The sequence below is a fragment of the Pseudomonas sp. FP2294 genome, assembly GCF_030687625.1.
GTDB lineage: Bacteria > Pseudomonadota > Gammaproteobacteria > Pseudomonadales > Pseudomonadaceae > Aquipseudomonas > Aquipseudomonas shahriarae.
The window spans coordinates 4,387,934-4,400,338 of record NZ_CP117441.1 but is presented as its reverse complement, the minus strand read 5'-3'; the positions used below and the strand labels follow the sequence as shown (position 1 = coordinate 4,400,338).

13 protein-coding genes are annotated in these 12,405 nt (G+C 61.8%); 6 read left to right on the top strand and 7 right to left on the bottom strand.

Going from position 1 to position 12,405, the window contains the following annotated elements:
• Window positions 1-9: 9 nt before the first annotated feature.
• The 5 genes from scpB to arfB all read left to right on the top strand — a co-directional run bounded on the left by scpB (window position 10) and on the right by arfB (window position 5,163).
• On the top strand, window positions 10-930 hold the full coding sequence (gene scpB, locus PSH73_RS19705) for an SMC-Scp complex subunit ScpB (protein WP_057960501.1): 921 nt from the start codon (window positions 10-12) through the stop codon (window positions 928-930).
• Window positions 931-1,060: 130 nt separating this feature from the next.
• Window positions 1,061-1,252, top strand: coding sequence for a DUF1289 domain-containing protein (locus tag PSH73_RS19700; RefSeq protein WP_057439987.1), 192 nt, complete (start codon window positions 1,061-1,063; stop codon window positions 1,250-1,252).
• Window positions 1,253-1,395: 143 nt separating this feature from the next.
• Entirely contained in the window at window positions 1,396-2,634 is a 1,239-nt protein-coding gene (gene rluB / locus PSH73_RS19695; RefSeq protein ID WP_057960500.1) for a 23S rRNA pseudouridine(2605) synthase RluB, read from the top strand.
• A gap of 636 nt (window positions 2,635-3,270) precedes the next feature.
• Window positions 3,271-4,692, top strand: coding sequence for an amino acid permease (locus tag PSH73_RS19690; protein WP_057439985.1), 1,422 nt, complete (start codon window positions 3,271-3,273; stop codon window positions 4,690-4,692).
• Window positions 4,693-4,749: 57 nt separating this feature from the next.
• The gene (gene arfB / locus PSH73_RS19685; RefSeq protein ID WP_057439984.1) at window positions 4,750-5,163 is read left to right on the top strand and encodes an alternative ribosome rescue aminoacyl-tRNA hydrolase ArfB; all 414 of its coding nucleotides are present in this window, start codon (window positions 4,750-4,752) and stop codon (window positions 5,161-5,163) included.
• Here arfB and PSH73_RS19680 read toward each other — a convergent pair.
• The 5 genes from PSH73_RS19680 to PSH73_RS19660 form a co-directional block, all read right to left on the bottom strand.
• Window positions 5,160-6,359 carry an MFS transporter gene (locus PSH73_RS19680; RefSeq protein ID WP_057960499.1) on the bottom strand — a complete coding sequence of 400 codons (1,200 nt, stop codon included), beginning with the start codon at window positions 6,357-6,359 and terminating at the stop codon, window positions 5,160-5,162. The two genes, arfB and PSH73_RS19680, sit on opposite strands and share 4 nt — an antisense overlap.
• Before the next feature lie 267 nt (window positions 6,360-6,626).
• Window positions 6,627-6,809, bottom strand: coding sequence for a hypothetical protein (locus PSH73_RS19675; protein WP_115128812.1), 183 nt, complete (start codon window positions 6,807-6,809; stop codon window positions 6,627-6,629).
• A gap of 74 nt (window positions 6,810-6,883) precedes the next feature.
• On the bottom strand, window positions 6,884-7,012 hold the full coding sequence (locus PSH73_RS19670) for a hypothetical protein (RefSeq protein ID WP_258558642.1): 129 nt from the start codon (window positions 7,010-7,012) through the stop codon (window positions 6,884-6,886).
• A 151-nt stretch (window positions 7,013-7,163) separates the two neighbouring features.
• A complete protein-coding gene (locus tag PSH73_RS19665) occupies window positions 7,164-7,754 on the bottom strand; it encodes an HD domain-containing protein (protein WP_186625462.1) in 591 nt (196 codons plus the stop codon).
• A gap of 27 nt (window positions 7,755-7,781) precedes the next feature.
• Window positions 7,782-8,093 carry a DUF962 domain-containing protein gene (locus PSH73_RS19660; protein ID WP_057439981.1) on the bottom strand — a complete coding sequence of 104 codons (312 nt, stop codon included), beginning with the start codon at window positions 8,091-8,093 and terminating at the stop codon, window positions 7,782-7,784.
• Window positions 8,094-8,265: 172 nt separating this feature from the next.
• Here PSH73_RS19660 and PSH73_RS19655 point away from each other — a divergent pair, with 172 nt between their 5' ends.
• A complete protein-coding gene (locus PSH73_RS19655; RefSeq protein ID WP_057960496.1) occupies window positions 8,266-9,327 on the top strand; it encodes an AraC family transcriptional regulator in 1,062 nt (353 codons plus the stop codon).
• Here the strand turns inward: PSH73_RS19655 and PSH73_RS19650 are convergent.
• Both PSH73_RS19650 and PSH73_RS19645 read right to left on the bottom strand, forming a co-directional pair.
• Window positions 9,284-10,738, bottom strand: a complete 1,455-nt coding sequence (locus PSH73_RS19650; protein WP_057960495.1) for a TrkH family potassium uptake protein — start codon at window positions 10,736-10,738, stop codon at window positions 9,284-9,286. The two genes, PSH73_RS19655 and PSH73_RS19650, sit on opposite strands and share 44 nt — an antisense overlap.
• A 281-nt stretch (window positions 10,739-11,019) precedes the next feature.
• Entirely contained in the window at window positions 11,020-12,363 is a 1,344-nt protein-coding gene (locus tag PSH73_RS19645; protein ID WP_120734466.1) for an imelysin family protein, read from the bottom strand.
• Window positions 12,364-12,405: the final 42 nt, after the last annotated feature.

Below are 12,405 nucleotides of genomic sequence, written 5' to 3'. Positions count from 1 at the left end.
GCTGAATTGATGAATCTGACTGAACCTCGCGAACTGGCACCGCTGTTGGAAGCCTTCCTCTTGGCCTCGGGCAAGCCGCAATCGCTGGAACGCCTGTTTGAACTGTTTGAAGAGGCCGAGCGCCCGGAACCGCCGGTGTTCAAGAAGGCCCTGGAAATCCTGCGCAAATCCTGTGACGGCCGCGCTTTTGAACTGCGCGAAGTGGCCTCGGGCTATCGTTTGCAGATCCGTGAGAAGTTTTCGCCGTGGGTGGGGCGCCTGTGGGAAGAGCGCCCGCAACGGTATTCCCGGGCGATGCTGGAAACCATGGCGCTGATTGCCTATCGCCAGCCCATCACCCGTGGCGAGATCGAAGACGTGCGCGGCGTGGCGGTCAACAGCCATATCGTCAAGACGCTGCTGGAGCGCGAGTGGATCCGTATCGTCGGCTACCGCGACGTACCCGGCAAACCTGCGATGTTCGCCACCACCAAGGTGTTTCTCGATCACTTCAACCTGAAGAACCTCGACGACCTGCCGCCTTTGGCCGAGCTGCGTGAGATCGAGGCCGAACCGGTGCTCGATTTCGACGATGCCCCGGTGCCGCCCGGCTTGCAGGAGCTGGCTGATGCCAGCGCCGAGCCGGAAGAGCCGAAGGACGAGACCAGTTTCCACACCTTGCTGCTGGAGCTGGACGATATGGAGCAGGGGATCAAGACCGACTTTGATGACTTGCTGCGTGATGGGGCGGGCGAAATGCCGGTGAACGTTGAAACGGCGCCTGCGGTCGAACCTGAGCCTGAGGAAGACATCCTGGGTGTGGCGGCCGCCCGCGAAAAACTGCTGGCCGCCGTCGCCGCCCTGGAACAGCCCGAGTTGAGCGAAGAAGAAGCCGAAGCCCGGGCACTGGCCGAAGCCATCGAAAACGAACGCCGCGAATTCGAAGACTGACCCAGAACCAAATGTGGGAGCGGGCTTGCTCGCGATTGCGGAGTGTCAGCCACTGGATATATGACTGATCTACCGCAATCGCGAGCAAGCCCGCTCCCACATTGGATCTTCTGCACCAGGGAGAATGTATATGAGCTCCACCAAAGACCCCTGCATCAGCCTCTGCAAGTTCAGCGACGATATCTGCGTCGGCTGCGGGCGCAGCAAGCGTGAGATCCGGGCCTGGAAGAAGCTCGACAAGGTCGACAAGCGCGCGGTGCTGGCCGAAGCCGAGCTGCGGCTGATCGCCCTGGGTGCCACCGGTCGGCGGAAAAGCAAATGAGCCGGCCCATATCGACTAGTCTCTGATGCGCAATGCGCGCCATGAGCGTATGATTTGCGACCCTTCGGCGATGCGTTCGCCCAAGACAACAGTTTCAATACCTTCAGGCCACGCCTGAATCGACACACCGGGAGGTGCTTAAGATGAAAGACCAAGACCAGAACGACAGCCAGGAAATCGGCCCAGCCGGCGAGAAACTGCAAAAAGTCCTCGCCCGTATCGGCGTCGGCTCGCGCCGCGACGTAGAAGCCTGGATCACCCAGAAGCGCATCAAGGTCAATGGCGTCGAAGCCACCCTGGGCCAGCGCGTCGACCTGCATGATGCGATCACCATTGATGGCAAGGTCATCAAGCGTGAAGAGGCCGCCGAATCGGTGCGCCGCGTGATCATGTACAACAAGCCCGACGGCGAGATTTGCACCCGTGACGACCCGGAAGGCCGTCCAACCGTGTTCGACAAGATGCCCAAGCCTAAAGAAGGCCGTTGGATCAACATCGGCCGCCTGGACATCAACACCACCGGCTTGCTGATGTTCACCACCGACGGTGAACTGGCCAACCGCCTGATGCACCCGTCCTACGAGATGGACCGTGAGTACGCGGTACGTGTACGGGGTGAAGTCGATGACGAGATGATCGAACGCCTCAAGGCTGGCGTGGTGCTGGAAGACGGCCCGGCCAAGTTCACCGACATCAAGCAGGCCCCCGGTGGCGAAGGTTTCAACCACTGGTACCACTGCGTGGTGATGGAAGGGCGTAACCGTGAAGTACGTCGCCTGTGGGAATCCCAGGGCCTGGTGGTCAGCCGCCTGAAGCGCGTGCGTTTCGGCCCGGTGTTCCTCAACTCGGACCTGCCGATGGGTCGCTGGCGCGAAATGAGCCAGTACGAAGTCGACATCCTCAGTGCTGAAGTGGGCCTGACCCCTGTGGCCATGCCGCAGATGAATGCCAAGAGCAAAGACAAGCTGGAGCGCATGCAGCGTAAATCGTCGCGCCCGGTGGCACGTACCGAACGCGTTGCGCGCACCTTGCGCCCGGCGCTGGATGCTCCGGCCACAGGCGGTCGTATTTCCCGTCAGCCGCAGATCGAGGGCGATCGTCGTCCATCGGCTCCGGCCCGTCAGGATGGCGAGCGTGCACCGCGTACCCCGCGGCCTGCCGGTCGTGGCGAAGCACCAACGGGCGGTCGCAGCAACCGTGGCGATACCGGCCGTGGTGCTCCGCAGACTGATCGCCCAGCCGAAGGTGCCAAGCGTCCAGCCAAGCCCGCGCCGAAAAAGCGCCCAGGGCTCAAACTGGTTGCGGACGAGCCGTCGGGCAAGCGCCGTGGCGCACCGGCAGGTTCCGGCCAGCGTCCGGGGTTTGGGCGTAAGAAGCCTTAAGAGCAGCAGCAAGCTTTAAGCTTCAAGCTGTAAGAAAAAGCGTCAACCTGCGGGTTGGCGTTTTTTTTGCACGCTGTGTGGCGAGCGGGCTTGCCCGCGTCGGGCTGCGCAGCAGCCCCACACTCTGCTGTCTCGGTCTGCCTGGTTGACTGGGTTGTTCTTTCAAGGGACTGCTGCGCAGTCCAACGCGGGCAAGCCCGCTCGCCACGGGGGAGTCGGTGGGGTGTCAGGAATGGCTTCCGCGATGTAACGATTATTTTACGACTGGGCCGAGCCTACGCAGCGCGTGCTCTTGATGAACTTTCTGTGTAAAGAAAATCTTCCATTTGACGAACAATCTCTCCCGCAACCCTCCCTAGCGGATCGAGCGGTGTACAATGCGCCGCGTTTTACTGTGACCCCCCCTTGCGTACCCACGCAAAAGGCCTTCAAGGCTAGCTGCCTTGTTAACTCCGCCCGGCCATAAGCCGGACGGGTTCGATTTCGTCACAGATAAAAACAAACAGGTGACGCATGACCGTTAGAAAGACGCTGGACTCCTGGTGTTTGCGCTGGGGTTTGATCGGCGCTGCTTGAGTCGGTTTCAAAGCAGCATCGTGTATTGAACATCATCAAACCTTGCGTGAGACCCTTTTCATGAGTGGACCCAACTCGCATTCAGGCGAACTGAAGCGCGGCCTGAAAAATCGTCATATTCAATTGATCGCCCTCGGTGGCGCGATCGGTACCGGCCTGTTCCTGGGCTCGGCGGGGGTGCTGAAGTCAGCCGGCCCGTCGATGATCCTCGGCTATGCCATCTGCGGTTTCATTGCCTTTATGATCATGCGCCAGTTGGGCGAAATGATCGTCGAAGAGCCAGTGGCCGGTTCCTTCAGCCATTTTGCCCACAAGTACTGGGGCGGTTTCGCAGGCTTCTTGTCGGGCTGGAACTGCTGGATCCTCTATATCCTGGTGGGTATGTCGGAGCTGACGGCGGTCGGCAAGTATGTGCATTACTGGTGGCCGGAGATTCCGACCTGGGTCTCGGCGGCGGCCTTTTTCGTGCTGATCAATGTGATCAACCTGGCCAACGTCAAAGTGTTTGGCGAAGCCGAGTTCTGGTTTGCGATTATCAAGGTGGTGGCGATTATCGGCATGATCGCCCTGGGCAGCTACCTGCTGGTCAGCGGCACCGGCGGGCCCCAGGCGTCGGTGACCAACCTGTGGGAACACGGCGGGTTCTTCCCCCATGGTGTCGGCGGCCTGGTGATGGCCATGGCAATCATCATGTTCTCCTTTGGCGGCCTGGAAATGCTCGGTTTTACCGCCGCTGAAGCGGACCAGCCACGCACCGTGATCCCCAAGGCGATCAATCAGGTGATCTACCGCATCCTGATTTTCTACATTGGCGCCCTGGTAGTGCTGCTGTCGCTGACGCCGTGGGACAGCCTGCTGGTGACCCTGAATGCTTCCGGCGATGCCTATAGCGGCAGCCCGTTCGTGCAGGTGTTCTCGATGCTGGGCAGCAACACCGCCGCGCATATCCTCAACTTCGTGGTGCTGACGGCGGCGCTGTCGGTGTACAACAGCGGCACCTACTGCAACAGCCGCATGCTGCTGGGCATGGCCGAGCAAGGCGACGCCCCGGCGGCGTTGGCGAAGATCGACAAGCGCGGTGTACCGGTGCGTTCGATCCTGGCCTCGGCGGCCGTCACCCTGGTGGCGGTGTTGATGAACTACTGGATCCCGCAGCATGCCCTGGAACTGCTGATGTCCCTGGTGGTGGCCACGTTGGTGATCAACTGGGCGATGATCAGCTTCTCGCACTTCAAGTTCCGCCAGCACATGAACCGCACCGGTCAGGTGCCACTGTTCAAGGCGCTGTGGTACCCCTATGGCAACTACGTGTGCCTGGCGTTTGTGGTGTTTATCCTGGGGGTCATGTTGTTGATTCCGGGGATTCAGGTCTCGGTGTATGCGATTCCTGTCTGGCTGGCCTTTATGTGGGTGTGCTATGTGCTCAAGAACAAGCGCAAGGCTCAGGCTGACGTGAGTGCTGTATCCTCGCTGAACCCCTAGCCCACCGCGTAGGGGCCGGCAACCCGGCCTCTACCCTCGCTCACGGACCCGCTTTCGATGTTGGTGATCTCCAGTAACGTGCACCTGCCCGATGCCGAAATCGAGTTGACGGCCATCCGCGCCCAGGGCGCTGGCGGGCAGAACGTCAACAAGGTCTCCAGCGCCGTGCATTTGCGCTTCGATATCGGCGCTTCGTCGCTGCCGCCGTTCTACAAGGAACGCTTGCTGGCACTGCGTGACAGTCGGATTACCAGCGACGGCGTATTGATCCTCAAGGCCCAGCAATACCGGACCCAGGAACAGAACCGCGCCGATGCCCTGGAGCGCCTGGTGGAGTTGATCCTCAGCGCGACCAAGGTCGAGAAAAAACGCCGCCCGACCAAGCCCACCCTGGGCTCGAAAAAGCGTCGCCTGGAATCCAAGACCAAGCGCGGCAGCATCAAGGCCGGGCGCGGCAAGGTGGATTTCTAGCCGGCGTTACGTTCGTCGCGGTATTTGGGGGCCTGGCGATACAGATATAGGCTCAGCAGCAGCCCGGCGAAGGCCGCCAGCGCGGCAAACAAAAAGATCGAGGCAAAGCCGAAACCCGCCGCAATCGCCCCGGCCAGCGGCCCGGTGATACCCAATGACAAGTCGATAAACAACGAATAGGCCCCCACCGCGGCGCCACGGCTGGAGGCGGGTACCAGGTTGACCGCTTCAACCCCCAGCGCCGGGAACACCAGGGAAAACCCGAAACCGCTCAAGGCCGCGCCCGCCAGGGCCAGCTCGGCGCTCGGGGCCAGCCACAACAGCAGCAGGCCGAGGGTTTCTACCGACAGGCAGGCAATCGCCACGCGAAACCCGCCGATCCGGTTGATCAGGTTGCCGAACAGCAACCGCGCCCCGATAAAGCTGGCGCCGAACAGGCTCAGGCACAGCACTGCGTTATCCCAGTTGCGGGTCGCGTAATACAGGGTGATAAACGTGGCGATGGTGCCAAAACCGATGGAACCCAGGGCCAGCCCGCAGCCGTGGGGCAGCACGCGGCCGAGCACATGCATAAAGGGCAGGCGCTCGCCGACCACAATGGGCGCCGCGACTTTCGGCCAGGCCAGCAACAGGCCCAGCACCGCCAGGGCAATAATGCTGGCACCCATGCTCCACAGCCCGAACCGACTGACCAGCAGCACCCCCAGCGGGGCGCCAATCGCCAGGGCGCCATAGCTGGCAATGCCGTTCCAGGAGATGACCTTGGCGGTATTCACCGCGCCGACCCGGCCGATGCCCCAGCCAATGGAGCCCGAACCCACCAGGCTTTCGGCACTGCCCAGCACCAGCCGGCCAATCAACAGGCTGGCCAGGCTCAGGGCCGGCAGGTGGGTCAGGGCGGCGGATGCCAGCATGAACACCCCGCTCAAGCCGCAACCGGCCAGGCCGTACATCACCGCGCGCTTGCTGCCGCGGTTGTCGATGATGCGCCCGGCGTAGGGCCGGCTCAGCAGGGTGGCCAGGTACTGCACGCTGATCACCAGGCCCGCGATCACGGCGCCAAAGCCCAGGTCGCTGTGGACATAGCCCGGCAATACGGCCAGGGGGATGCCGATATTCAGGTAGCCGATAAAGGTGAACAGCACGATGGAAACGACTTGCAGCGTGACCGCCATGGGGCGCTGGGTATCTGGCATGGGAAAGATCCACTGTCGCGGCAGGAAAAGATAGGTTGCTTATGATACCGGTGCTTTACGCTGCCAGAAAATCATTCACCACGGCAACTGTGGCAAAGGGGCTTACTGTAACCAGAGGGCTTGTGGTGGCTAGGGGGCTTGCTGTGGCGAGGGGGCTTGCCCCCGTTGGGTGGCGTAGCCGCCCCAAAACCAGCCACCTCGGTTTACCTGACAGGGGGGCTGCTGCGCAGCCCAACGGGGGCAAGCCCCCTCGCCACAGGATAAAAATCAGGGGGTTTCGGGGTCGAGCATGCGCGTGGTCACCAGCGCGGCCAGGGCGTTTTCCTGGGTGCCAAAGCGCTTGAGCAGCAGCGCCTGTTTTTCCGGGCTGAGGCGGCTCCAGACGTCGACCATTTGCAGGGCGGCGCCGAGTAACGCTTCATCGGGGGAATTGTGGGGGGTATCGGGCATGTGGCGTGTCTCTTGATTCAGGCGGTGTGGAAAGCGCGCAATGTCACGCTTTCCACACGGTCTGGGTGCTGCGGTCAGTCGTCGCTATCGCTGTCGACCGGTGTTGCCTGTGCCGGCGCTTGTTTGTCACTGCCGGCCTGTTGCGGGGTTGGCTGCTCAGTCTCGTGCAGGCTTGGGAAGGGGAGATTGGGAATTTCGTGCATCGTCGTCGCTCCTCGCAAGGTCTGTTGTGCAATTGCAGATGTGCCACGCTTTTCACAAAGCCTGGGCAGGATACAGCACTGCAAATGACAAAAAGACTTTTATCTCGCCAAATGCGCAAACCTTCATCTACCCGGCGCAAGTGACAAGAGGTCACAGGCTGGCCTGGCGTTCCATGGCGGCCTTGTAGAGCGAGTTTTTTGGCTGGGCAAAGACCCGCGCCAGCTTCGGTTCGAAAAAACTCAGGGGCAGGGTGGCATAGGCGGGGTCGAACGCCGCCGCGTCATACAGTGCGCAGAACTCGATGGTTTGCTCGTACTGCGGGTGTTCGCCAAATTGCTCGCGCAGGTGGCGATCCATGCCCAGATGATGAAAGAAATAGTAGCCCTGGAAAATCCCGTGCTTTTCCACCATCCACAGGTTCTGCGGGCTGACGAACGGCTTGAGGATGGCGGCGGCAATGTCCGGGTGATTGTAGGAGCCCAGGGTGTCGCCGATGTCATGGAGCAGCGCGCAGACCACATATTCTTCGTCGCGGCCATCGTGCCAGGCGCGGCTGGCGGTTTGCAGGGAATGGGTCAGGCGGTCCACCGGGAAACCGCCGAAGTCACCTTCCAGCAGGCGCAGGTGCGCGAGGATCCGTCCGGGCAGTTGGCGGGCGTAGGCACTGAAGTCGGCAGCGATGATTGCCCAGTCTTCCTGGGTGCCGTCCTGCATATGGGTAAAGCGGGCCTGTTGGCTCATCGACATGTCTCTTATTGTTTTGCGGGTTTAGAACGGTACCTTGCCCAGAATCATGTCGCGGTACATCACGAAATCGCCCAGCAGGCTGTAGAACGGATGCTGGAACGTGGCCGGGCGGTTCTTTTCAAAGAAGAAGTGGCCGATCCAGGCAAAGCTGTAGCCGGCCACCGGCAACACCCACAGCAGCCACCAGGCACCTTTGCCGACGGCGAAGGCGAGAATAAAAATCACCAGGCTGGTGCCGATAAAATGCAGGCGCCGGCAGGTGCTGTTGCCGTGTTCGCTCAGGTAATACGGATAGAACTCGGCGAAGCTATTGAATTGTCTGACATTTTCCACGTTGGCCGGCCCTCTGTTTGTTGTTGTGCCCGACGGATGTTCGGCGGGGAGCTTATTTGAGTCTAGAGTCATTACAGGCAAGGGCCAGTGACAATAGACGCCACTTTAGTATCCTTGGGTTCCGGGCTGCGGTTTCAGCCGTCCCTTCATAGAACGCGCGCAAGAAAACGCCATGAACGAACGAACCACTTCTGCAAGTTGGGCGATGGGGATAGTCAAGGCGCTGGAGCTCGATGGCCTGGATTGCCGTGCCCTGTTCCAACAGCTGGGCCTGGATTACCGCGCCCTGGATGACCCCGATGCGCGTTTCCCCCAGGACTCCATGACCCGGCTCTGGCAGCGCGCGGTTGAGCTGTCGGGCAATCCGGCCATTGGCTTGAATATGGGCAAGGTGGTGCGTCCGGCGTCCTTCCATGTGGCGGGTTATGCCTTGATGTCCAGCAGCACCCTGGCTGAAGGCTTTGCCCGGCTGGTGCGTTACCAGCGAATCATTGCCGAAAGTGCCGACCTGAGTTTCCGCCTGTTACCCGAAGGCTATGCGCTGATCCTTACGGTCCACGGCGACCATCTGCCACCCACCCGGCAAAGCGCCGAGGCTTCACTGGCCTGTGCCCTGGCGTTATGTGGCTGGTTGACCGGGCGCACGCTGCAGCCGCGCAAGGTGTTGGTGCAGGGTGATCAGCCAGTGGACCTGGAGCCTTACAAGCAGGCCTTTCATGCACCGCTGGTGTTCAACGCGCCGTATGACGCGCTGATCTTCGAGCGGGCGGACATGGAAGCGCCGTTGCCCACCGCCAATGAGGCTATGGCGCTGCTGCACGATCGATTTGCCGGGGAGTACCTGGCGCGGTTTTCCGAGAGCCGGGTGACCCACAAGGCTCGCCAGGTGCTGTGCCGGCTGTTGCCCCAGGGCGAGCCCAAGCGTGAGGTGGTGGCGCAGACGTTGCACTTGTCCCAGCGCACCTTGCAGCGGCGCTTGCAGGAGGAGGGCACCAGCTTCCAGGCTTTGCTCGACGACACCCGCCGCGAGCTGGCCGAGCAGTACCTGGCGCAGCCGAGCATGACCCTACTGGAAATCGCCTACCTGCTGGGGTTCGCCGACCCGAGTAACTTCTTCCGCGCGTTTCGCCGCTGGTTCGATGCCACGCCCGGCGAATACCGGGCGCGGCTGCAGGCTACGTCGGTGAGTGTCAGTGGCGCCAGAACGCCGGAATGCACAGCACCAACACCGTAATGATCTCCAGCCGGCCCAGCAGCATGCCCAGGGACAGGATCCACTTGGCGGCGTCCGGCAGGGTCGCGAAATTGCCAGCCGGGCCAATGGTTTCCCCCAGCCCCGGACCTACACCGGAGACGGTACTGGCGGCGCCGGTCAAGGCGGTCATCCAGTCCACGCCCAGCAGCGACAGGGCCAGGGCAATCATGCAGATGGTGATGGCGAAGAAGAACGAGAACGTCAGGATCGAGCGCACGATTTCTTCGTCGAGGCGATGGCCGTTGTATTTCTGCTTGATCACCGCCCTTGGGTGAATCAACTGGTTCAAGTTGGCCTTGAGCAGGATATAGGCGACCTGGAAGCGGAAGATCTTGATCCCGCCGGCGGTGGAGCCCGAGCAACCGCCGACAAAGCCCAGGTAGAAGAACAGCATCAGCGAGAAATTGCCCCACAGGCTGTAATCGCCCAGGGCAAAGCCGGTGGTGGTCACCACGGACGTGACGTTCAGCGCGACATGGCGCAGTGCATCCAGCCAGTGCAGGTTGGTGGTCCACCAGTACCAGGTGCCGAGCACCACCCAGGTCACCAGCAGCATCGCCAGCAAACCTTGTACTTGCTGGTCCTTGATCAGCGCCTTGCGGTTGCCACGCAATGTCGCGACATACAGGGCAAACGGCAGGCTGCCCATGATCATCACCACGATCGCCACCCAATGCACCGCCGGCTGTTTCCAGTGGGCCAGGGACTCATCGGAGGTGGAGAACCCACCGGTGGAAATGGCCGACATCGCGTGGTTGATCGCGTCGAACAGGCCCATGCCGGCCCACCAGAACCCGAGGCTGCCGAGGATGGTAATCCCCACATAGGCCGCCACAATCAGGCGCGCCACCATATGGGAGCGCGGCATGACCTTCTCGGAGCGGTCCGAGGATTCGGTCTGGAACAGGCGCATGCCCCCGATGCGCAGCAGCGGCAGGATCGCCACCGCCATGCCGATAAAACCGATGCCGCCGAGCCAGTGCAGCATCGAGCGCCACATCAGGATGCCCGGCGACATGGTGTCCAGGCCGCTGAGCACGGTGGCGCCGGTGGCGGTGATGCCGGACATGCTTTCAAAGAACGAGTCGGTATAGCTGATGTGTTGGGTCAGCAAAAACGGCAGCGCGGCAAAGATGCACACCACCACCCAACTGCTGACCGTCAGCAGGTACATGTCCCGGGGGCGCAGTTGCACCTGCTTCGGGCGCCCGGGAATCACCAGGGCCAGGCCGGCGATAAAAGTGATCATGCTGGCCCAGAGAAAGGACGGCAGGTCGCTGGTGCGCTCGAAAAATATCAGGGTGGCCATGGGCACGACCATGGCGACCGCGAGGGTAATCAGGAAGATGCCGATGATGAAACCAATGATCCGCAGGGTCGGCATTGCCATGAATAGCGCTCGGGTAACAGTCGGAGGCGCCATTCTACCTACGGTGCAGGGCTTGTAAACCGGGGGCTGCAAAGGGGGCGCGGATATGATGTAGGACTTGGCTTAATGGGGAGCTGGCTTGTGTGGGAGCTGGCTTGCCTGCGATGGCGGCGGTTCAGTCAAGCATTCGGGCCTGACCCACCGCCATCGCAGGCAAGCCAGCTCCTACAGGGGAGGTGGCGAGGGCAAACGATGAATACAAAAAAGGCGACCCGAAGGCCGCCTCATTCAAACCGCGTGGATCAGAACTCGTGATCAGCGGTATCCGGGTTCAGGTCACCGATGCCCAGCTTGCCAGCTGCTTGCTCGATGGAGCCGGTCTGCTTGACCAGGGCGGCGATGGCATCGCGCACGATTTGGTTGCCCGCCGTGTTGCCGGCCGCGATCAACTGGTCGTAGTGCTCACCCTTGTTGGCGTGGTCGACCATGACCTGGATCTTCGCTTCGGTAGCAGCCAGGTCAGCCTTGAGGGCTGCATCGGCGGCCGGGTCGATCTTGGCCACCAGGGACGACAGGCTGGCGCCGGTCAGCTTGGTGCCATCGGCGCGGGTGTACTCGCCCAGGTAGACGTTGCGGATGCCCTTGGCGTCGTAGAACTGCGAATTGTGGGTGTTGTCGCTGAAGCAGTCGTGCTCGTCTTCCGGCGAGTTGGCTTCCAGGGACACCTTCATGCGCTCGCCCGCCAGTTCACCCAGGGACAGGCTGCCCATGCCGAACAGCATCTTGCGCAGGCCGTCGGTCGCAGGTTCTGCTTCCAGGGTGGCGCGGTAGTTGTCTTCGACGTTGGGTTTCCAGTTGCCGACCATTTCTTCGAGGTCGCTGACCAGCAGTTGGGTCACGGCGCGCAGGTAAGTGCGGCGACGCTCGTTATGCCCACCGGTGGCGCCGTCGCCTTGCAGGTAGTCCGACGCTGGACGGTTGCCGGCGCCAGGGCCGGTGCCGTTCAGGTCTTGGCCCCACAGCAGGAATTCGATGGCGTGGTAGCCGGTGGCGACGTTGGCTTCGGAGCCGCCCAGCTCATTGAGGCTGGCGAGTTTTTCCGGGGTGATTTCCTTGACGTCGACCTTGTCTTCGCCGACCTGGATCTCGGTGTTGGCGATGATATTGGCCGTGGCGCCCGGGTTGCCGAGGGCGTGTTCGTAGGACTTGTCGACATAGTCGATCAGGCCTTCGTCCAGCGGCCAGGCGTTCACCTGACCTTCCCAATCGTCAATGATGGTGTTGCCGAAGCGGAACACTTCGCTCTGCAGGTACGGTACGCGCGCGGCGATCCAGGCGGTACGGGCGGCCTTCAGGGTCTCGTCGTTGGGGTTGGCGAGGAAGGTGTCGATCGCGGTCTGCAGGGTTTTTGCGGTGGACTCGGAGTCGCTGTACACCGCGAACACCAGGTCTGCGTAATGCGCGACGACTGCCTTGGCGGCCGCCTCGTCAACCTGGCCGGCGGTAGCGGCAGCCGCTGGAGCGGTAGTGCTGGCAGTTGGCGTCGGCGCCTGAGGCGCGGCAGCCTTGTCTTTGCCCTCGCCGCAGCCGGCGAGAGAAATGGCGATGGCCAGCAGACTGGCGGTGGCCAGGGGCATACGAATCATGGCGAACATCCTGCTTCGGTAGTGGATCGGGGCGCAGTGCAG